We start from the raw sequence: 19,892 nt of genomic DNA on the forward strand, positions 1-19,892 counted from the left end.
CGTCGGACTGACCGGCGGCTCTCGGACCGGGGGCAGCCGACGCTCTTGGCGGCACCGCGTCCGGCGGGGAAACGCCGACGGCGACCCCGAGGAGTGAGCCGTGAGGCTGTCCTCGACGTCGCCGTCGGTCGGGTGACCCGGGCGCACGCCCCGGGTACCGGGGTGTAACGGGTCCACTGAACGCTCTTCGGTTGTGCTGCGCGGCCGCCGGGTGCCTACTGGTGTCCGGACGGGAGCCGCGCGGTTACGCCGGGCCGGATCAGATGGAGACGTGCACCGAGCGGAGGAACGCGGCCGGGTTCAGCGCCGAGCCGTAGTTCGGGGTGGTGCGGATCTCGAAGTGCAGGTGCGGGCCGCTGGAGTTTCCGGTGTTGCCGGACAGCGCGATCTTCTCGCCCGTCTTGACCTTCTCGCCGATCTTCACGTTGACCTTCGACAGGTGCGCGTACTGCGAGTACTTGCCGTTGGAGTGCTTGATCACGATGGCGTTGCCGTACGCGGGGCCGTCACCGGCGCCGTTCGGGCCGGCCTTCACGACGGTGCCCGTGTGGGCGGCCGTGACCGGGGTGCCGATCGGCACGGCGAAGTCCTGGCCGGAGTGCTTGGCGGCCCAGCGGGCGCCACCGGTGCCGTAGCTGGCGGTCAGCTTGTACTTCTTGACCGGGGTCTTCCAGGAGGCGGCGTTCTTCTTGGCGGCCTTCTTCTTGTCCTCGGCCTTCTTCTTGGCGTCGGAGGCCTTCTTCGCGGCCGTCTTCTTCGCCGCGTCCGCGGCCTTGGCCTGCGCGGCCGCCTGCTGGGCGACCGAGTCGGCGGTCGTGCTCGCGGCAAGGGGGGCAGCGGCGGCGGTGCCGCTGGAGGCGAACGCCGTTCCGGCACCCAGCACCACGGACGCCCCCAGGCCGGCGGCCAGGACGGCGCCACGGACGCGGAAGGCGGACGGGCGGACGGTGTGCTGGTTCGTTGCGCGCTTCATACGAGGAAGTCCTCCGAAGGTGAGTGGACCCGGCGTGCTGTCCGGGCTTGCTCAACCTTGGTAACCCGCACCCCGGCCGATGCTCAAACACCCCATCTACGAAGAAAAGCCGTAGAGGGGGCGGGGGGAATTGACCGAGGTTGTCCCTCGGTGAGGGGCCGGCGCGGGCGACGAAATCCTTCGCGCGAAAGACGTTTAACGCCTGTTCCATGGGACCTTTTCCGGACATGGCACCGCGAAACGTCCGAATCGCCCAGAGTCCCGGAAGGGCCTGGCGACACCGGGCCGAAGGTCCCGAGGCCGATCACGGCCTCTGCTCCTAGCCCGGGTAGTAGGCCTGTTTCGGGCTGTGCGCCTTGTCACCGCCGGTGGGACCTTGGTCCTTCCGATTCGGGACCTTCGGCCCGCTACTTCACTACGCTGACGGGAAAGCGCACCGGACCCCGGGGGACCCCATGACGGCCGAGAACAACCACGCCCTGGACGGCATCGAGCTGGCGGACGCCGTCGCCTCCATCCGCAACCAGCTCATCGACGCGGCGACCCGGGGCACGGACCACCCCGTCTCCTTCGCGGTCGGCGACATCCAGATGGAGTTCACCCTCGAACTGCGCCGGGAGGCGAAGGCGGGCGGCAAGGTGAAGGCCTGGGTGGTCGAGGCGGGCGCGGACGCCGCCCGCACCACGGGCCGCACGCACAAGGTCGCCTTCACCCTGACCCCGCGGAACGCCGCGACGGGCGAGGCGTGGGAGATCGGGACCGAGGACGACGGGTCGACGGCGGGGTTCGGTGACGGGGCCTCCCGTACATGAGCCACCCCGTCGTCCACCCCGCCGACCGTACGGTGGTCGTCACCGCGATCCAGCAGGGCAGCGGCGTCCTGCTCACCGACCGGCTGGTCCTGACCTGCGCCCACGTGGTCAAGTCCGGGTCCGTCCTGATCGCCCACCCGGCCATCTCCGACCGCGTACGGGCCACCGTCGCCTGGATCGACTACCGGCTGGACGTGGCCCTGCTGGAGGCCGTCGAACCGGTGCGGCCGGTCCCGCCCGTACGGCTCGGCGTGGTCGACACCCGCCAGGCGATACCCGAGTGCGAGATCACCGGCTTCCCCCGCGTCCAGCGGTACGGCCCCGACCGGCGGCTGGAGGCGGACCAGTACACGGCGACGGTCCTGCCCGTGGCGGGCCAGGTCCGCGACCTGCTGGTCTGTGATCTGGACGGCCCGCCCGCCGCCCGCCCGGACGACGAGTCGGCCGCGCTCGCCGGGCTCTCCGGCGGCCCGGTCTTCATGGGGGACGTGCTGCTGGGCGTGGCCCGCCAGGTCCCGCAGCAGCGCGACGGCCGCCGGGTCGAGTGCGTCCCGCTCGCCCCGGTCCTGGCGGCGACCCCGTTCCGCCTCGTCTACCGGCGGACCGGGGTCGACCTGCGCCAGGAACGCGTCCACGGCAGTTTCCCGCGCGACCTGCGGTACGAGACGGAGTACGCGCAGGCGCTCGGCGTCGCCTACCGCCGCACGAAGATCTTCGGGCTGGACGAGCTGCGCCGGCACGACCGGGAATGGGACCTGGACACGGCGTACCTGAGCCTGGAGGCCCAGGCGCAGGACCGGGCCGCCCCGGGCCCGCCCCTCCCCCGGCGCATCGACGACCTCCTCGCCGACCGCCCCCGGGTCCTGCTCCGCGGCGACGCGGGCGCGGGCAAGACGACGCTGCTGTGGTGGCTGGCCGCGCACGCCTCGGCCCGCACCCTGGACGACGACCTGGCCCCGCTGAACGGACTGGTCCCGTTCGTGGTGCCCCTGCGCACGCTGCGGGCCCGAGGCATGACGTTCCCGCGCCCGGCCGAGCTGTCGGGTGCGGCGGGTCTGCTGGTCGATACGGCTCCGGAGGGCTGGGCGGGCCGGGTCCTGGAGGCCGGGCGGGCGCTGTTGCTGGTGGACGGGCTGGACGAGGTGCCGCCGGAGGAGCGCGAGCAGGCCCACTTCTGGCTCTCGCAGCTCCTGGCCCGCTACCCGGACACGCGGTGCGTCGTGACCGTACGGCCGCTCGCCGTCGAGCCGGACTGGCTGCGGTCGGAAGGCTTCGCGGAGTTACGCCTGCTGCCGATGCGGAACGAGGACATCCAGGCGTTCACGGCCTCCTGGCACCGGGCGGCCCGGCGGTCGGAGGAGGACGACGCGGAGCGGCTGGACGAGCTGGAACGCGACCTCTCGCACCAGTTCGACCAGAACCCCACGCTCCGTGACCTGGCCCGTACGCCCCTGCTCTGCGCGGTGATCTGCGCCCTGCACCGCCGCCGCGACGGCTTCCTCCCGGAAACCCGCTGGAAGCTGTACCGCTCGGCCCTGGAGATGCTGCTGGGCCACCGCGACCACCGCCGCCGGATCGGGAACCCCGAGGGCATCGACCTGGACGTCGAGGAATCCACCCAGCTCCTCCAGCGGATCGCCGTCTGGCTGGTCCGCGAGGGCCAGTCGGAGTTCACCCGGGACCAGGCGCTGCGCCAGCTCCGGCGCGCCCTGGCCGGGATGGAGCGGGTCGGCGCCCAGGGCCCGCCGGAGAAGATCCTCACGCATCTGCTCAACCGCAGCGGCCTGCTCCAGGAGCGCGGGGACGACACCTACCAGTTCATCCACCGGACCTTCCAGGACTACCTGGCCGCGAAGGAGCTCGTCGAGGACGACCACCTGGGCGAACTGCTGCGGCACGTGGACGAGGAGGCCTGGGAGGACGTGATCCTGCTGGCGGCCGGTCACTGCGGCCGGCGCGAGCTGGCCGTTCTGGTGGACGGGTTGCTGGACGCGGGGCTGAGGCACGAGGAGGGCACGCTCGACCGCACGGGCGTCCATGTGCTGGCCGCCCTGTGCGCGCAGCACGCTGCGTGGCTGGAGCGGACCGTACAGGAACGGGTCCGGCAGAGCGTGGCCGCGCTGTTCCCGCCGGCGGACGAGAAGCAGGCCACCCTCCTGGCCTGGCTCGGGGAAGCGGCGCTGACGTTCCTGCCGGAGGCCGGAAGCCTGCCCTCCGACGCACCGTCCGTACGCTGCACGGTCAAGCTGGTGGGGCTGATCGGGGGCCGCTCGGCCGTCCCGCACGCCCGCGCGTGGGCCCGGGAGCATCCGGAACTGGGCCAGGATTTCATCGCCTCCTGGGACAACTTCCCGCTGGACCTGTACGCGTCCGAGGTCCTGGAGTCCTGTCGGCTCACCGGGGACTTCGTGACGCTCTCCCCCCACCACATGCGGTATCTGACCCGGCTGACGGACATCGACCAGCTTTTGGTGGCGGGTGACCTGTCGGAGGCGGAGTTCGTGACGGCCGTGGCGGCGCACCGGCTCACCAAGCTCGGGTTCGGCGACAACCGGCTGATCACCGACCTCGGCCTGCTGGCTTCCGTCGTGCCGGACCTGGAGTTCCTCCATTTCACGCGGTGCTCCGCCATCGAGGACTTCGGGCCCCTCGCGGACTACGCCCGGTTGGAGAGCTTCGCCCTCCGCCACTGCGGGATCTCCCGGCTCGACGCCTTGCCGCCCCTTCCGCACGCTCTCTTCCTGGGTATGGAGGAGAGCCGTCCCCTGACGCTGCGCGGGCTCGCGTCCTGGGAGCAGCTCACCTCGCTCGCCGTCTCCCGGCTCGCCTCGTTCGCCGATGCCGCCGCCGAGCTGCGGGAGCACGGGGGTGTTCTGGCACTCCGGCTCGCCGAGCCCCCGTCGGCCGCCGACTGCGCGACCCTGGCTCCGCTGCCCTCCGTCCGACGCCTCGTTCTCGACGCCACCCCTGCGGACGGTCAGGATCTGCCGCTCCTGCAGGGCCTCTTCCCGTCGCTCCGGGCGCTGGAGCTGAGTCCCGGAACCGGGTGCCCTGCGGGCAGCCTCGACGCGCTCCGCCGCAGCTGGCCGGAGCTGGAGGTCACGGTGGCCGCCGACGGACAAGGGGCTGCCCCGGACCGGCCGTGAAGCCGATTCCGGGGCACCCCCTCACACGCGCTCGGGCTCGCGCCCTACCTGCGCGTCACGCGTCCTTCGTCAGGTTCGGGCCGGCGCCGCCTGCCGCCTGCTCGATCGGGGGGACGTCGGGCAGAGCCGACTTCTCCTCGCCGCGGAAGGTGAACGTCTTGTCGTCGCCCTCGCCCTCGGTGCCCACGACCACGATGTGACCGGGACGCAGCTCACCGAAGAGGATCTTCTCGGAGAGGACGTCCTCGATCTGCCGCTGGATCGTCCGGCGCAGCGGCCGGGCGCCCATCACGGGGTCGTAGCCCTTCTTCGCGAGCAGCGTCTTGGCCTCGCCACTGAGCTCGATGCCCATGTCGCGGTCCTTGAGGCGCTCGTCGACCTTGGCGAGCATGAGGTCGACGATCTGGATGATGTCTTCCTCGGTCAGCTGGTGGAAGACCACCGTGTCGTCGACACGGTTGAGGAATTCCGGCCGGAAGTGCTGCTTGAGCTCTTCGTTGACCTTGACCTTCATGCGCTCGTAGTTGGTCTTGACGTCGCCCTGGGCGGCGAAGCCCAGGTTGAAGCCCTTGGAGATGTCCCGGGTCCCGAGGTTGGTCGTCATGATGATGACCGTGTTCTTGAAGTCCACGACCCGACCCTGGGAGTCGGTCAGGCGACCGTCCTCCAGAATCTGGAGCAGGGAATTGAAGATATCGGGGTGGGCCTTCTCGACCTCGTCGAAGAGGACGACGGAGAACGGCTTCCGGCGCACCTTCTCGGTGAGCTGGCCGCCCTCCTCGTAGCCCACGTAACCGGGGGGCGAACCGAAGAGGCGGGAAACCGTGTGCTTCTCGCTGAACTCCGACATGTCGAGGGAGATCAGCGCGTCCTCGTCGCCGAAGAGGAATTCGGCGAGCGTCTTGGACAGCTCCGTCTTACCGACACCGGACGGGCCGGCGAAGATGAACGAGCCACCGGGGCGCTTCGGGTCCTTCAGGCCGGCTCGCGTACGGCGGATCGCCTGCGAGAGGGCCTTGATGGCGTCCTTCTGGCCGATGACGCGCTTGTGGAGCTCGTCCTCCATGCGCAGCAGACGGGAGGACTCCTCCTCCGTCAGCTTGAAGACCGGGATACCGGTGGCGGTGGCCAGGACCTCGGCGATCAGCTCGCCGTCGACCTCGGCGACGACGTCCATGTCGCCGGCCTTCCACTCCTTCTCCCGCTTGGCCTTCGCCGCCAGCAGCTGCTTCTCCTTGTCACGGAGGGAGGCTGCCTTCTCGAAGTCCTGGGAGTCGATGGCCGACTCCTTGTCGCGGCGGACACCCGCGATCTTCTCGTCGAACTCGCGGAGGTCCGGCGGCGCGGTCATCCGGCGGATGCGCATCCGGGAACCGGCCTCGTCGATCAGGTCGATCGCCTTGTCCGGCAGGAAGCGGTCCGAGATGTACCGGTCGGCCAGGGTCGCGGCCTGGACGAGGGCCTCGTCCGTGATGGAGACCCGGTGGTGGGCCTCGTAACGGTCGCGCAGACCCTTCAGGATCTCGATGGTGTGCGGCAGCGACGGCTCCGCGACCTGGATGGGCTGGAAGCGGCGCTCGAGAGCGGCGTCCTTCTCCAGGTGCTTGCGGTACTCGTCGAGCGTGGTGGCACCGATGGTCTGGAGCTCACCGCGCGCCAGCATGGGCTTCAGGATCGAGGCCGCGTCGATGGCGCCCTCCGCGGCACCCGCACCGACCAGCGTGTGGAGCTCGTCGATGAACAGGATGATGTCGCCGCGGGTGCGGATCTCCTTGAGGACCTTCTTCAGGCGCTCCTCGAAGTCACCCCGGTACCGCGAACCGGCGACCAGGGCGCCGAGGTCCAGGGTGTAGAGGTGCTTGTCCTTGAGGGTCTCGGGCACCTCGCCCTTGACGATCGCCTGGGCCAGGCCCTCGACGACCGCCGTCTTGCCGACACCGGGCTCGCCGATGAGGACGGGGTTGTTCTTGGTCCGGCGGGACAGCACCTGCATGACCCGCTCGATCTCCTTCTCGCGCCCGATGACCGGGTCGAGCTTGGACTCACGAGCGGCCTGGGTGAGATTCCGGCCGAACTGGTCGAGCACCAGGGACGTGGAGGGCGTGCCCTCGGCGGGGCCGCCCGCGGCCGCCGTCTCCTTGCCGCCCGAGTATCCGGAAAGCAGCTGGATGACCTGCTGCCGGACCCGGTTCAGGTCGGCGCCCAGCTTCACGAGGACCTGGGCGGCGACGCCCTCGCCCTCGCGGATCAGGCCGAGCAGGATGTGCTCGGTGCCGATGTAGTTGTGGCCCAGCTGAAGGGCCTCGCGGAGCGACAGCTCCAGGACCTTCTTGGCTCGCGGGGTGAAGGGGATGTGCCCGGAAGGAGCCTGCTGCCCCTGCCCGATGATCTCCTCCACCTGCTGGCGGACCGCCTCGAGCGAAATCCCGAGGCTCTCCAGGGCCTTAGCGGCGACACCCTCACCCTCGTGGATCAGGCCCAGGAGGATGTGCTCGGTGCCGATGTAGTTGTGGTTGAGCATCCGGGCTTCTTCCTGAGCCAGGACGACAACCCGCCGCGCGCGGTCGGTGAACCTCTCGAACATCGTTAATCGCTCCTCAGAGCGGTCGGTCAGTGAGGGGTCGGTCCCCTCCCAGTCCTTCCGCATGCTAGTCCCGCAGGACGGGACAGCTCATTCCAACTGCCGACATCCGTCCGGATCACCCCGCGCCGGGCGGGGATTCTTACTGCCGAACAGCTGACAACTGCTCCAACCCGATGGTGCGAGACGATGTTCCCGCAGGCCAGGCAGATACCCCTTTCGCCAGTACGCCGATGGCGAACGTGAGACGCCTCGGCCAGCGTGTCGCCCCTTCCCACTAGGAAAGTCTTACCCGCAATCACTGACAGTCCATGCGGCGCGCCCCGGTTCCCTCCGCTACGGGCGAACATCCTTGCGCTGCTGAATGCTCCTGAGCGCCCCCTCGACGGGGACACGGAGTGATCGCGCACGGACTTTCCGTAACTCCGGAGGCGGTTGTGCGGTTCATCGGACATGACCCGTACCGTCCCGCAGCCCCGATCGTCGCCCGATGCAGCTCCGGGTTCCGCCGATGCCGCACTCGCCCGGCGGTACGCGCGGGAGCTGGGCTGGGCCGCCGACGGGCGCGATCCGCTGCGCCTGATCACCGGGGAGTCCTTCGATGTACTGGAGCTGCCCGCCGAGGCCGGTCACGCCGTGCTGCGGCGCGGTGTGCGCACCGGTCCGGTCCTGCTGTCCGGTACGCGGATGGGGCTGCTGGTCGCCGCGGGCGGCGCCGATGAGCTGCCGGGGCTGCTCGACTGGCTGGAGTGGGCTCCCCTCGCACCGGACCTGATCGCCGTCGGCGCGGGGGGCCGGGTCACAGCCCCGCCTCTCCCGGGCTCCGCGGGGGGCTCGACGGGGGCCGCCGTCTGGCTGCGGCCCCCAGAGCCGGGGCGTGGGCCCGGGCCGGCGCTCCCGGCCCTCGCAGGCTTCGGGAGCAGCGGTGGGGGTGCCCCCGATCTCGTACGCCTGGTGGACGCGGCGGCGACGGAATGCCATCGGGTCCGGTTGTCGCACGCCCGTTCCGGCGTGCCGGAAGAGGTGCTGGCAAGGGGTTCAGCAGATCAGCCGTTGGCCTTCTCGTAAGCCTCACGGATCTCGGCGGGAACACGGCCGCGGTCATTCACATTGTGGCCGTTCTCCCGGGCCCACCGGCGGATTTCCGCGGTGTCCTTGTTACCGCCGGCGGCGGCGCGGCCCTTGCCTCGGCCCGTGGCGGCACGGCCACCGGTGCGACGTCCACCCTTGGTGTAGGGCTCGAGAAGGCCGCGAAGCTTGTCCGCGTTGGCCGTGGTGAGGTCGATCTCGTACGTCTTGCCGTCGAGGGCGAACGTGACGGTCTCGTCAGCCTCGACACCGTCGAGGTCATCGACAAGAAGGACCTGAACCTTCTGTGCCACGGGATTTCCTTTCATCGAAAATGGAGTACGCGGAAAGGAAACCGCTTTTCCCGGGAAAACACAAACCCTCGTGAGAGGTTCAGCAGCCCGGGAAGACGGGAAACATGCGCGATTCGGACATAGGGAGGCAGGTCCTTCTGCAGATCACAGGTGCAGAAGCATCCGGCTGTTGCCCAAGGTGTTCGGCTTCACTCGTTCGAGACCGAGGAACTCCGCGACACCCTCGTCGTAGGAACGCAGCAGCTCACTGTAGACATCGGTGTCGACGGGCGTCTCTCCGATCTCGACGAAGCCGTGCTTGGCGAAGAAGTCCACTTCGAAGGTGAGACAGAAAACCCTGCGGACGCCGAGCCATCGCGCGGTCTGCAAGAGCTTCTCCAGCACGTGATGCCCGACTCCGGCGCCCTTCATGCGGGGGTCGACCGCAAGGGTCCGCACTTCCGCCAGGTCTTCCCACATGACATGAAGTGCGCCGCAGCCGATGACGGTCGCGTCCTCGTCGCGTTCCGCCACCCAGAACTCCTGGATGTCCTCGTAAAGGGTGACGGTCGCTTTGTCGAGCAGGATGCCCCCGGACACGTACCCGTCGAGGAGTCGTCGAACCGCCCCGACATCACTCGTCCTGGCCCGTCGGACGGTGATGGCGGGCTTATTTACCGACGGGTCGGTATGGAGTTCGGTATCGGGATCGCTTTGCGGCTGCTCTGAGGACATGCCCCGACGCTATCGCCCGCTCTCCGGCGTCGCGTCATCGGTCGGTACGTCATCTCGGGAGGCGCCGGCGGTCGGTTCCGCGGGGCTGCCCGGGATGGTTTCGGCAGCCGGGCCGGGGGCGGTTTCCGCGGGATTGGGGGAAACCATACGAACGGCGTCCTGCAGTGCTTCGCGCTGCCCGGCGGACATCATCCCGAAGAACGCGACAAGCGCTGCGGCGGGGTTGTCGCTCTGTGACCAGGCTTCGTTCATCAGTGCGGCCGAGTAGGCGGCCCTGGTGGAGACGGCCGTATATCGATAGGCGCGGCCGTCGACTTCCCTGCGGACCCAGCCCTTCTGATGGAGATTGTCCATTACCGTCATCACGGTCGTGTACGCGATGGACCGTTCCTGCTGAAGGTCCTCAAGGACTTCCCGCACGGTGACCGGTCGGTTCCATTGCCAGACGCGCGTCATCACGGCGTCTTCGAGGTCTCCCAATTGACGGGGCACGCGATCACTTTAGTGGCAGATGTCCCGAATGGTCTGCTCTTTGCGCAGCAAAAAGCGCACGGCTCTCGACGAGTCGTGCGCCAGGGCCTGTCGCGCGCCGGGAAGACGCGGGGCGGGCGGGGCCCGCTCCTGCGGTCAGACATTCTCCGGACGAGCGGTCTGCTTTGCGGATTCCGCGCGGGCGATCGCCGCGTCCACGGCGTCGTCCTCCTTGGTCTTGTTCGGACCGCCCTGGCTCTTGACGATGATCACGATCAGGGAGACGAAGAAGACGGCCATCACCACGGGGGGCACGAGCGCGGATACGTAGTCCATGCCGTCCAGAGTAGCGAGCCCGGAACGGCCCGACGCGGCGACCTCCCGGTGGAGGCCGCCGCGTCGGGGAGCGCCGGAGGGTCAGCCGGCCGCCCGCTCCTCGGACGGGGGCGGTGCGGGCCGTCGGCGCGGCGGGAAGACCTCGGAGGGCTTGGGCATGGGGCGCTCGCCCGGCTTCTGCGGCTTGCCCGGCGCGGCCGGGGTCCCGGGCCGTTCCGGTTCCCGGGTGGCGGCGCGGCCGCCGGGCAGGGCGAGCAGCCGGCTGCGGGGGCCGGGGGCCGCGGCGCCGGAGGAGCGGCCGGCGAGCCGGGCCCGTACGGAGCGCTCGGCGAGCACCTGGCAGCGCTCCAGGAGGGCCGCCGCGAGCGGTCCGCCGCGCAGGGCCCGCAGGGCGGCCAGATCGTCCGGGCGGGGGTCGTAGCCGGCCGCCAGGGCGTCCTGGAGCAGCTCCAGATAGCCGGTGGCGGAGCCGGGGAGGGCGTTGCGGTAGCGGGCGAGGTCGGCGAGGAGGAACGCTCGCAGCCGACCCGCCTCGCCGACCGCCTCGTCCACGGAGCCCGCGAGCCGCAGGCAGTCCTGGACGTCCTCGTCGGACAGGGGCATGGGGTGGAGGGCGATGGCGAGGGCACGTCGGAGCACCCGCAGCTCGTCCGCGCTGAACGCCATGCCGCCTCGTGAACCGTAGGGCGTGGGCATGACGCGACAATACGTGCTAAATGGACAAAATCCGTTTAACTGGTCGTCGGTGGCGCGGCGCGGCCGAACGGGCCGGCGGCTGCGGCCCCGGCCGTTCCCGCAGGTACGCCGGGGTCCTGTGCGGCCGCCCCTACGAGCGGGACACGTTCCGCTCGTAGACCAGGCGCAGCCCGATGAGCGTCAGCCACGGCTCGTGCTCGTCGATGACCGAGGACTCCCCCAACACCATCGGAGCAAGGCCGCCCGTCGCGATGACGGTGACGTCGTCCGGGTCGGCGGCCAGCTCCTTCTTCATCCGGGCCACCACCCCGTCGACCTGGCCCGCGAAGCCGTAGATGATGCCGGACTGCATGGCCTCGACGGTGTTCTTGCCGATCACGCTGCGCGGCCTGGCCAGCTCGATCTTGCGGAGCTGGGCGCCCCGGACGCCGAGCGCCTCGACCGAGATCTCGATGCCGGGGGCGATGACCCCGCCCGCGTACTCGCCGCGCGGGGAGACCGCGTCGAAGGTGGTGGCGGTGCCGAAGTCGACGACGATCGCCGGGCCCCCGTACAGCTCGACGGCGGCGACCGCGTTGATGATGCGGTCGGCGCCGACCTCCTTGGGGTTGTCCATCAGGATCGGCACGCCCGTCTTGACCCCGGGCTCGACCAGTACGGCGGGGACGTCGCCGTAGTAGCGGCGGGTGACCTCGCGCAGCTCGTGCAGGACCGAGGGGACGGTGGCGCAGATCGCGATGCCCTCGATGCCGTCGCCCAGCTCCATGCCGAGCAGCGGGTGCATGCCCATCAGGCCCTGGAGCAGAACGGCCAGCTCGTCAGCGGTGCGGCGGGGGTCGGTGGAGATCCGCCAGTGTTCGACGACGTCCTCGCCGTCGAAGAGGCCGAGGACCGTGTGCGTGTTGCCGACGTCGATGGTGAGCAGCATCAGGCGTCGTCCCCGGCGGAGGGGGACGCGTCCGCGTCGCGGAAGTCCAGGCCGATGTCGAGGATCGGCGAGGAGTGGGTGAGCGCGCCGACCGCGAGATAGTCGACGCCCGCGTCGGCGTAGGCGCGGGCCGAGTCGAGGGTGAGGCGGCCCGAGGACTCCAGGATCGCCCGGCCGCCGACCAGGGCGACCGCCTCGGCGGTCTCGGCCGGGGTGAAGTTGTCCAGCAGGATCAGGTCGACGCCCGCGTCCAGTACCTCGCGGACCTGGTCCATCGTGTCGACCTCGACCTCGATGGGCAGCTCGGGGAACTCGGCGCGCACGCGCTTGAACGCCTCCGCGACGCCGCCCGCGGCGATCACGTGGTTGTCCTTGACCAGGGCCGCGTCGGAGAGCGACATCCGGTGGTTGACGCCGCCGCCGCAGCGCACCGCGTACTTCTCCAGCGCGCGCAGGCCCGCCGTCGTCTTGCGGGTGTCGCGGACCTTGGCCCTGGAGCCCTCCAGCACGTCCGCCCAGGCGCGGGTGGCGGTCGCGATGCCGGAGAGGCGGCAGAGCAGGTTCAGGGCGCTGCGCTCACCGGTCAGCAGATCCCGGGTGCGGGTGGTGACGGTCAGCAGCTTCTGGCCGGGGGCGATCCGGTCGCCGTCCTCGACGTGCCGCTCGACCTCGAACTCCTCGGTGCAGACGATCGACAGGACCGCCTCGGCGACCCGGAGCCCGGCGACCACACCGGCCTCGCGGGCGGTGAAGTCACCGGTGATCACGGCGTCCTCGGGGACGGTCGCCACGGTCGTGACGTCCACCCCGCCGTCGAGGTCCTCCTCGATCGCCACGTGCGCGACGTCCTCGACCTGGACGGGGTCGAGCCCCGCCTCGGCCAGCAGCAGGGCGAGCGCGGGGTCGAGGCCGCACTCCAGGGCTTCGGGGTCGAATCCATCGTCACCGCCGCAGCCGCAACCGTCGCCGCAGCCGCCTCCCGCGGGGGCGGACGATACGGGCGCGCCGACGCTGATCAGCGGTACGTCCACGGGAGTGGGGCGCGGATTCTCTTCGGGCGTGCTCACGGTGTCGGCTCCTCGGGGGCGTGGCGGGTGGTGCGGGTGCGGCTGGTGCTTCGGGTGGTGCCGGTGGTGCGTGTGGCGGTGCGGGTGCTGCTCCGCGTGGTGCACGGCGGAGCGGCTGCTTCCAGCAGTCTGCTCAATCCGACGGGCGTACGGGCGGGAACGCGGCGGTCTCCGTGCGGTGGACGACCGGGGTGCGGTCCGGTCCGATGCGGACGACCAGGTGGCGGCGGCCGTGGGCGTCGTCGCGGTCGGGCCGGTCCTCGCGCCAGTGGCAGCCGCGCGTCTCCTCGCGTTCCCGGGCGGCGGCGACCAGGACCCGGGAGACCAGGAGCAGGTTGGTGACCTCCCAGGCGTCGACCCCGGGGACGACCGCCTTGGCTCCGTCCGCCTCGGCGTCGGCGGCGGCCTCGCGGTGGAGGGCCTCCAGCCCCTCGGCCGCGGTGGCCAGGGAGTCGGCGGAGCGCAGGACTCCGGCGCCCCGGGTCGTCGTGCGCTGGATCGCCGTACGGGCCTCGGGGGCCAGCAGCGGGACGGGGGCGTCACCGGGGGCGTCCGCCGGTTCCGTGCGGGGCGGGCGGACCTCGGCGATGTCGGCGGCGATGCGCTCGGCGAAGACCAGGCCCTCGAGCAGGGAGTTGGACGCGAGCCGGTTGGCCCCGTGCACTCCGGTGCAGGCGACCTCGCCGCAGGCGTACAGGCCGGGGACGGTGGTGCGGCCTCGCAGGTCGGTGCGGACGCCGCCGGAGGCGTAGTGCGCGGCCGGGGAGACCGGGATCGGCTCGGTCACCGGGTCGATCCCGTGGGACCGGCAGGCGGCCAGGATGGTCGGGAAGCGCTGCTCCCACATGGCCGTCCCGAAGTGCCGGGCGTCCAGATACATGTGCTCGGTGCCCTTCTCGTGCATCCGGCGCGTGATGCCCTTGGCGACGATGTCGCGCGGCGCGAGCTCCGCCAGCTCGTGCTGTCCGAGCATGAAGCGGACGCCGTCGGCGTCGACGAGATGCGCGCCCTCGCCCCGAACGGCTTCGGAGACCAGCGGCTGCTGGCCCTCGGAGTCCGCGCCGAGGAAGAGGACCGTGGGGTGGAACTGGACGAACTCCAGGTCGGAGACCTCCGCCCCGGCCCGCAGCGCGAGCGCGACCCCGTCGCCGGTGGAGACGGAGGGGTTGGTGGTGGCGGAGAAGACCTGGCCCATGCCGCCGGTGGCGAGGACCACGGAGGGGGCCCGGACCGCGCCGACGCCGTCGTGCTGCCCCTCGCCCATGACGTGCAGCGAGACGCCCGCCGTACGGCCTTCGGCATCCGTGAGCAGGTCCAGGACGAGCGCGTTCTCGATGGTGTGCAGGGCGGCCTCGCGGACCGCCCCGACCAGGGCGCGGGAGATCTCCGCGCCCGTCGCGTCGCCGCCGGCGTGGGCGATGCGGCGGCGGTGGTGGCCGCCCTCGCGGGTGAGCGCGATGTCGCCGCTGTCGGTGGTGTCGAAGTGGGCACCGGTGGTGATCAGCCGGCGTACGGCGTCGGGGCCCTCGGTGACCAGGGTGCGCACGGCCTCCTCGTCGCAGAGGCCCGCGCCCGCGACGAGGGTGTCGTCGAGGTGCTGCTCGGGGGTGTCGCCCTCGCCGAGGGCCGCGGCGATGCCGCCCTGGGCCCAGCGGGTCGAGCCGTCGTCGAGGCGGGCCTTGGTGACGACGACGGTGTCCAGGCCGGCGGCGGCGCAGCGCAGGGCGGCGGTGAGCCCGGCGACGCCGGAACCGACCACCACGACGTCCGCGTCGATGGCCCAGCCGGGGGCGGGGGCGGTCAGCCGTATTCCGGTCACGTCAGGGCTCCGAAGGTGAGGGGGATGTTGTCGATGAGGCGGGTGCTCCCGACCCGGGCCGCGACGGCGAGGATCGCCTCCCCGCTCTCGCGGTCGTCCGGGATCTCGGTGAAGTCCGCCGGGTCCACCAGGGCCAGGTAGTCCAGGACGAGCGGAACCCGGTTCCGGGCGGCGGCCTCGTCCAGGACCGTCCGGGCGGCGGCACGGACGGCGGCGGGCGCCCCGTTGGGCCGGGCCAGCGCCACGGCCTGGGCGTCGGCGGCGGCCCGGGCCTCGCCGAGCCTGTTGAGCCCGGCGGCCCGGTCACCCCCGGGCGCGGTGGCCTTGGCCCGCTCGTGCAGGGCCTGCTGGGCGGCGAGCCGGTCCTGGGCCGCGAACAGGGCGCGGGGCAGGGCGAGGGCGGTGTGCCGCTCCGGCGGGGAGAGGAAACGGTTGCGGCTGGAGAGCGCGAGGCCGTCCGCGTCCCGGACGGTGGGGACGCCGGTGATCCGGACGCCGAAATTCAGGTCCCGGACCATACGGCGGATCAGGGCGAGCTGCTGGGCGTCCTTCTGCCCGTAGAACGCCTCGTCGGGGCGGGTGAGGTGGAGGAGCTTGGCGACGACGGTGAGCATCCCGTCGAAGTGGCCGGGGCGGGACGCGCCTTCGAGGCGCTCGCCCATGGGGCCCGCGGTGATCCTGACCTGGGGTTCGCCGCCCGGGTAGACCTCGTCGACGCCGGGGGCGAAGACCGCGTCGGCGCCCGCGGCGGCGGCGGTCTCCAGGTCGGCGTCCAGGGTGCGCGGATAGCGGTCCAGGTCGGCGGCCTCGCCGAACTGGAGCGGGTTCACGAAGACCGTGACGACGACCTGCCCGTCGGGGCCTGCGGCGTCGCGGGCCGCGCGGATCAGGGTGGCGTGGCCGTCGTGCAGCGCGCCCATCGTCATGACGACGGCCCGCTCGGCCCCGGCGGGGCGGGGCAGCGCGTCCAGCTCGGCGGCGGTGCGCAGGAGGGTGGTCCGCAGCGTGCGCGTCATCGGGTCTCCCCCGGTCCGGGGCCGCCGGGGCGGCGCTCCTGGTCGGCCAGGACGACGAGGAGGTCCTCGGCCAGCTCGGCCTTGAGCAGGCCGTGGGCGAGCGCCCGGTCGGCCGTGGTGCGGGCCATCGCGACATATCCGGCCACGGCCTGTGGAGCGTGGGTGCGCAGCTCACCGATGTGGGCGGCGACCGTGCCCGCGTCCCCGCGGGCGACCGGGCCGGTCAGCGCGGCGTCGCCGGAGCGCAGGGCGTTGTCCAGGGCTGCGCCGAGCAGCGGGCCGAGCATCCGGTCGGGGGCGGCGACCCCGGCCTTGGACAGCAGCTCCATCGACTGGGCGACCAGGGTGACCAGGTGGTTCGCGCCCAGGGCGAGGGCCGCGTGGTAGAGCGGGCGCGCCTCCTCGGCGATCCACTCGGGCTCGCCGCCCATCTCGATGACGAGCGCCTCCGCCGCGAGCCGCAGCTCATCGGGGGCGGTGACGCCGAAGGAGCAGCCCGCGAGCCGCTGGACGTCGACGGCGGTGCCGGTGAACGTCATCGCGGGGTGCAGCGCGAGCGGCAGTGCCCCGGCCCGCAGCGCGGGGTCCAGCACCCGGGTCCCGTACCGCCCGGAGGTGTGGACGAGGAGCTGGCCCGGCCGTACGGCGCCGGTCTCGACGAGGCCCTCGACCAGCGTGGGCAGCACGTCGTCGGGGACGGTCAGGAGCACCAGCTCGGCGCGGGCCAGCACCTCGGCGGGCTCCACCAGGGGCACGTCGGGGAGCAGCGCCGCGGCGCGGCGGCGGGAGGCGTCGGAGACACCGGACACGGCGACCGGGCGGTGCCCGGCGAGCTGGAGCGAGGCGGCGAGGGCGGGTCCGACCCGGCCCGCGCCGACGACGCCGACCGTGAGACGGGCGGGGCGGTCCCTCGCGTCGAGGGGTTCCTTCGAAACTGATGCGTTCACGCGGCGATGGCCTTCCGTTCCAGTCCGCGGGGGGTACCGGACGACTTCTCTGCATGCTACGCCAGCGTTTCGGGGAAGCCCCGCCCCTGCCCACAGCCTGTGGATAACTTTCCGGGCGGGACGGGACGCGGGACGGAAGACCGCGAGCGCGCCGCCTGAGGTCCGGGTGATGATCGTCCCATGGCGACCATGGATGAGCAGGAGCAGCGGCGGCGCAGGCTGACCGCGTGGCGGGGTGCGCGGCGGGTGCTGGCCCGGGTGGGCGCGGACGGCACGCTGGGCGAACGGCTGGCGGCGCTGGCCGCCGGCGCCCCGTCCGTACACGATCCGGACGACTGGACCGATGTGTACGGCGGCGGGGTCGTCGCCGATCTGGAGCGGCGGACGGCCCGGCTGCTGGGGATGGAGGCGGCGGCCTTCTTCCCGACCGGGACGATGGCCCAGCAGGTCGCGCTGCGGTGCTGGGCGGAGCGTACGGGCAACGCGACGGTGGCGCTGCATCCGCTGTCCCACCCGGAGGTGCACGAGGGCGGGGCGCTGGGGGTGGTGAGCGGGCTGCGCACGGTGCATCCCACGGCGGAGCCGAGGCTGCCGGACGCCGAGGAGGTCCGGGAGTTCCCCGAGCCGTTCGGCACGCTGATGCTGGAGCTGCCGTTGCGGGACGCCGGGTTCGTCCTGCCGTCCTGGGAGGAGCTGACGGCGGTGGTCGACGCGGCCCGGGAGCGGGACGCGGTCGTCCACTTCGACGGGGCGCGGCTGTGGGAGTGCGGTCCGCACTTCGGGCGGGAGCTGTCGGAGATCGCGGGGCTTGCGGACAGCGTGTACGTGTCCTTCTACAAGTCGCTGGACGGGCTGTCGGGGGCGGTGCTGGCGGGGCCTTCGACGCTGGTGGAGGAGGCGCGGGCATGGCGTCACCGGTACGGGGGTCAGCTCTTCCAGCAGTTCCCGGCGGCGCTGTCCGCGCTGGTCGGTCTGGAGCGGGAGCTGCCGCGTCTGCCGTCGTACGTGGCCCACGCGAAGGTGGTGGCCGGGGCGCTGGCGGAGGGGTTCGCGGCGGCGGGGGTGCCGTGGTTCCGGGTTCATCCGGAGCCGCCGCACACGCATCAGTTCCAGGTCTGGCTGCCGTACGGGACGGAGGTGCTGGACGAGGCGTCGGTGCGACAGGCGGAGGGGACGGGCGTGGCCCTCTTCCGGCGCTGGTTCGCGGGGACGGGCGGGACGGGGCTGCCGCCGGGTGTCTCGTTCACCGAGGTGACGGTGGGGGGTGCGGGGCTGGAGTGGTCGGCGGGGGATGTGCGGGATGCGGTGGTGGGGTTCGTGGGGGTTGTGCGGGGGCTCTCCTAGAGCCGGGGGCTCGCGGAGAGCCGTGCTTCCCGGGGGCCCGTCGAGTGCCGGCCCCTGGGCCCCGGGGTTCCGTCCTCAAGCGCCGGACGGGCTGGAAATGTCCGGGCCCCCGTCCAGTGGCCCGGAACCCGGGCCCGGGGTTGCGTCCTCAAACGCCGGACAGGCTGGGCTGGGCTCGGCAGTCCGTCCTCAAACGCCGGACGGGCTGGGTGGGGCTCGGCAATGCGTCCTCAAGCGCCGGACGGGCCGGGTGGGGCGGACGACGGGCTGGAGTGGTCACGCGGGCCGCGAGTAGGCGGGTGCCTCAGCCAGTGTCTGTACAGGTCGCGCAGGACCGCGCGGTCGTGGCGGCCCGGGGGCGGCGGGGCCGGCTCCGAGAGCTGGGCCGCCCGGTAGGTGTCGAGCATGTGCTGCTGGATGGCGTCCATGCCTTCAGCCTGCGCAGCTCCCGGCAGACCCGCGCGTTGATTGACGGGCCCTGTCAATCGAAACGTCGGCCGTCTCGCGTACCCCCACTATGGAGGGGTGAGCGTGCACATAGACATCGCGGGACTGCCCGCCGACCGCGTCGTATTCGCGACTTCCCCCCTGGCCGAGCTGGGTCTCGCCCTGCACGCTCTCTCCGAGCCCGGGCACCACCCGGGGCTGCACGGCTGGACCACCGCGACCGCGGCGGCCCTGGAGCCCGACCTCGCGGACCGGCTGCTGGAGGCGGAGTTCCTCTGGCGCAACACCTTCGCCGACATCTTCCTGCCGTTCTCCGGCATCCGCGGCGGCGACGGCAGGACCGGGGCGACGCTCGCGGAGGACCTGGACATCCTGGACCGGCTCGACGACGAGCGGTTCGTCGCCGCGGCCACGGAGTTCACCTGCTCCAGCCTGTACGGAAGCGACGCCCCGTCCCCGCTGACGGACCCGGTCATGCGGGCCCGGGCCCTGGACATGGCGACGGCACGCGGCCCGCGCCAGGTGGAGTTCACCAAGCGGCTGCTGGCCGACCCCGTCTCCGTACGCGGATGGATCAGGCGGCTCCTGGAGGACTGCGACCAGGCGTTCTTCGCCGACACCTGGCGGCGGGTCTCCGTCCAGCTGGTCGCCGACGCCCGGCACAAGACGGAGCTGCTGCGCCGCAAGGGGCTGGCCGAAGCGGTCGGGGCGGTCTCCTCGGCCGTGACCCTGGACGAGGAGAGGGAGCGGATCAGCGTCGACAAGCTGACCGAGGGCCGGACCACCGCCGTCGCCCCGGAGGTCGGCCTCGGGATCACCCTCGTCCCCACCAGCTTCGGCTGGCCGCATCTGACCGTGCTGCACGCCCACCACTGGCGCCCGGTGATCCACTACCCGGTCCGGCTGCCCGACCTGCCGACGCCCGCCTCCGTGGAGCAGCTTCAGCGCCGGATGGAGGCCCTGGCCCACCCGATGCGGATGCGGCTGTGCCGCAACCTCGCCCGCTCCCCGTACACCACCGGCGAACTGGCCGAATCGCACAGCATCACCGCGCCCGAGGTCTCCCGCCACCTCTCCGTGCTCAAGAAGGCGGGCCTGGTCACCACGCGCCGCCGGGGCCGCTATGTCCTGCACCAGCTGGACCTGACGGTCGTCGCCCGGCTCGGCAGCGACTTCCTGGAGGGCGTCCTGCGCTGAGCCTCGGCCCGCGCCG

General features: G+C 72.0%; 18 protein-coding genes. 5 read left to right on the plus strand and 13 right to left on the minus strand.

Going from position 1 to position 19,892, the window contains the following annotated elements:
- Positions 1-259: 259 nt before the first annotated feature.
- The gene (locus WQO_RS14980; protein ID WP_010063765.1) at positions 260-973 is read right to left on the minus strand and encodes a M23 family metallopeptidase; all 714 of its coding nucleotides are present in this window, start codon (positions 971-973) and stop codon (positions 260-262) included.
- A 455-nt stretch (positions 974-1,428) separates the two neighbouring features.
- Here WQO_RS14980 and WQO_RS14985 point away from each other — a divergent pair, with 455 nt between their 5' ends.
- The gene (locus tag WQO_RS14985) at positions 1,429-1,785 is read left to right on the plus strand and encodes a trypco2 family protein (RefSeq protein ID WP_010063764.1); all 357 of its coding nucleotides are present in this window, start codon (positions 1,429-1,431) and stop codon (positions 1,783-1,785) included.
- The gene (locus WQO_RS14990; RefSeq protein ID WP_010063763.1) at positions 1,782-4,931 is read left to right on the plus strand and encodes a serine protease; all 3,150 of its coding nucleotides are present in this window, start codon (positions 1,782-1,784) and stop codon (positions 4,929-4,931) included. Before WQO_RS14985 ends, WQO_RS14990 begins: the two co-directional genes overlap by 4 nt.
- 55 nt (positions 4,932-4,986) lie before the next feature.
- On the opposite strand, the gene WQO_RS14995 is transcribed toward WQO_RS14990, so the two are convergent.
- Complete coding sequence (locus WQO_RS14995) at positions 4,987-7,515, minus strand: ATP-dependent Clp protease ATP-binding subunit (RefSeq protein ID WP_006125502.1); 2,529 nt, start codon at positions 7,513-7,515, stop codon at positions 4,987-4,989.
- Positions 7,516-7,965: 450 nt separating this feature from the next.
- On the opposite strand from WQO_RS14995, the gene WQO_RS15000 reads away from it, so the two are divergent.
- Entirely contained in the window at positions 7,966-8,580 is a 615-nt protein-coding gene (locus tag WQO_RS15000) for an SCO3374 family protein (protein WP_010063762.1), read from the plus strand.
- Here WQO_RS15000 and WQO_RS15005 read toward each other — a convergent pair.
- From WQO_RS15005 to WQO_RS15050, 10 genes are all read right to left on the minus strand, one after another.
- A complete protein-coding gene (locus tag WQO_RS15005) occupies positions 8,559-8,894 on the minus strand; it encodes a histone-like nucleoid-structuring protein Lsr2 (RefSeq protein ID WP_006125504.1) in 336 nt (111 codons plus the stop codon). The genes WQO_RS15000 and WQO_RS15005 overlap by 22 nt on opposite strands.
- Before the next feature lie 144 nt (positions 8,895-9,038).
- Complete coding sequence (locus WQO_RS15010) at positions 9,039-9,608, minus strand: amino-acid N-acetyltransferase (protein WP_029182643.1); 570 nt, start codon at positions 9,606-9,608, stop codon at positions 9,039-9,041.
- A gap of 9 nt (positions 9,609-9,617) precedes the next feature.
- Positions 9,618-10,064 carry a BlaI/MecI/CopY family transcriptional regulator gene (locus tag WQO_RS15015; RefSeq protein ID WP_010063759.1) on the minus strand — a complete coding sequence of 149 codons (447 nt, stop codon included), beginning with the start codon at positions 10,062-10,064 and terminating at the stop codon, positions 9,618-9,620.
- A gap of 171 nt (positions 10,065-10,235) precedes the next feature.
- A complete protein-coding gene (locus WQO_RS15020; protein ID WP_006125507.1) occupies positions 10,236-10,415 on the minus strand; it encodes a hypothetical protein in 180 nt (59 codons plus the stop codon).
- Between the two features lie 81 nt (positions 10,416-10,496).
- Positions 10,497-11,081, minus strand: a complete 585-nt coding sequence (locus WQO_RS15025; RefSeq protein WP_010063758.1) for a hypothetical protein — start codon at positions 11,079-11,081, stop codon at positions 10,497-10,499.
- A gap of 160 nt (positions 11,082-11,241) precedes the next feature.
- Positions 11,242-12,039: a type III pantothenate kinase gene (locus WQO_RS15030; protein ID WP_010063757.1), complete on the minus strand. Its 798-nt coding sequence runs from the start codon at positions 12,037-12,039 to the stop codon at positions 11,242-11,244.
- Positions 12,039-13,106 carry a carboxylating nicotinate-nucleotide diphosphorylase gene (gene nadC, locus WQO_RS15035; protein WP_032749197.1) on the minus strand — a complete coding sequence of 356 codons (1,068 nt, stop codon included), beginning with the start codon at positions 13,104-13,106 and terminating at the stop codon, positions 12,039-12,041. The genes WQO_RS15030 and nadC overlap by 1 nt, the downstream gene beginning before the upstream one ends.
- Before the next feature lie 133 nt (positions 13,107-13,239).
- Positions 13,240-14,925 carry an L-aspartate oxidase gene (locus WQO_RS15040; RefSeq protein ID WP_010063753.1) on the minus strand — a complete coding sequence of 562 codons (1,686 nt, stop codon included), beginning with the start codon at positions 14,923-14,925 and terminating at the stop codon, positions 13,240-13,242.
- Positions 14,922-15,941 carry a pantoate--beta-alanine ligase gene (gene panC / locus WQO_RS15045; protein WP_010063752.1) on the minus strand — a complete coding sequence of 340 codons (1,020 nt, stop codon included), beginning with the start codon at positions 15,939-15,941 and terminating at the stop codon, positions 14,922-14,924. Before panC ends, WQO_RS15040 begins: the two co-directional genes overlap by 4 nt.
- Complete coding sequence (locus tag WQO_RS15050; protein ID WP_010063751.1) at positions 15,938-16,888, minus strand: Rossmann-like and DUF2520 domain-containing protein; 951 nt, start codon at positions 16,886-16,888, stop codon at positions 15,938-15,940. Before WQO_RS15050 ends, panC begins: the two co-directional genes overlap by 4 nt.
- 180 nt (positions 16,889-17,068) lie before the next feature.
- Between WQO_RS15050 and WQO_RS15055 the strand changes: the two genes are divergently transcribed.
- Positions 17,069-18,232: a threonine aldolase family protein gene (locus WQO_RS15055; protein WP_010063750.1), complete on the plus strand. Its 1,164-nt coding sequence runs from the start codon at positions 17,069-17,071 to the stop codon at positions 18,230-18,232.
- Positions 18,233-18,462: 230 nt separating this feature from the next.
- On the opposite strand, the gene WQO_RS15060 is transcribed toward WQO_RS15055, so the two are convergent.
- Positions 18,463-18,660: a hypothetical protein gene (locus WQO_RS15060; protein ID WP_010063748.1), complete on the minus strand. Its 198-nt coding sequence runs from the start codon at positions 18,658-18,660 to the stop codon at positions 18,463-18,465.
- 103 nt (positions 18,661-18,763) lie between these two features.
- Between WQO_RS15060 and WQO_RS15065 the strand changes: the two genes are divergently transcribed.
- Positions 18,764-19,876: a DUF5937 family protein gene (locus WQO_RS15065; RefSeq protein ID WP_010063747.1), complete on the plus strand. Its 1,113-nt coding sequence runs from the start codon at positions 18,764-18,766 to the stop codon at positions 19,874-19,876.
- Positions 19,877-19,892 lie beyond the last annotated feature (16 nt).

The sequence above is a fragment of the Streptomyces globisporus C-1027 genome, assembly GCF_000261345.2.
Taxonomy (GTDB): domain Bacteria; phylum Actinomycetota; class Actinomycetes; order Streptomycetales; family Streptomycetaceae; genus Streptomyces; species Streptomyces pakalii.

Bases quoted from the DNA above. Each gene is read 5' to 3' on its own strand.
- WQO_RS15000 (WP_010063762.1), top strand. From the start codon at position 7,966: ATGACCCGTACCGTCCCGCAGCCCCGATCGTCGCCCGATGCAGCTCCG.
- WQO_RS14980 (WP_010063765.1), bottom strand. From the start codon at position 973: ATGAAGCGCGCAACGAACCAGCACACCGTCCGCCCGTCCGCCTTCCGC.
- WQO_RS14995 (WP_006125502.1), bottom strand. From the start codon at position 7,515: ATGTTCGAGAGGTTCACCGACCGCGCGCGGCGGGTTGTCGTCCTGGCT.
- panC (WP_010063752.1), bottom strand. From the start codon at position 15,941: ATGACGCGCACGCTGCGGACCACCCTCCTGCGCACCGCCGCCGAGCTG.
- WQO_RS14985 (WP_010063764.1), top strand. From the start codon at position 1,429: ATGACGGCCGAGAACAACCACGCCCTGGACGGCATCGAGCTGGCGGAC.
- WQO_RS15055 (WP_010063750.1), top strand. From the start codon at position 17,069: ATGGCGACCATGGATGAGCAGGAGCAGCGGCGGCGCAGGCTGACCGCG.
- WQO_RS15030 (WP_010063757.1), bottom strand. From the start codon at position 12,039: ATGCTGCTCACCATCGACGTCGGCAACACGCACACGGTCCTCGGCCTC.
- WQO_RS15010 (WP_029182643.1), bottom strand. From the start codon at position 9,608: ATGTCCTCAGAGCAGCCGCAAAGCGATCCCGATACCGAACTCCATACC.
- WQO_RS15025 (WP_010063758.1), bottom strand. From the start codon at position 11,081: ATGGCGTTCAGCGCGGACGAGCTGCGGGTGCTCCGACGTGCCCTCGCC.
- WQO_RS14990 (WP_010063763.1), top strand. From the start codon at position 1,782: ATGAGCCACCCCGTCGTCCACCCCGCCGACCGTACGGTGGTCGTCACC.
- WQO_RS15060 (WP_010063748.1), bottom strand. From the start codon at position 18,660: ATGGACGCCATCCAGCAGCACATGCTCGACACCTACCGGGCGGCCCAG.
- WQO_RS15020 (WP_006125507.1), bottom strand. From the start codon at position 10,415: ATGGACTACGTATCCGCGCTCGTGCCCCCCGTGGTGATGGCCGTCTTC.
- WQO_RS15015 (WP_010063759.1), bottom strand. From the start codon at position 10,064: ATGACGCGCGTCTGGCAATGGAACCGACCGGTCACCGTGCGGGAAGTC.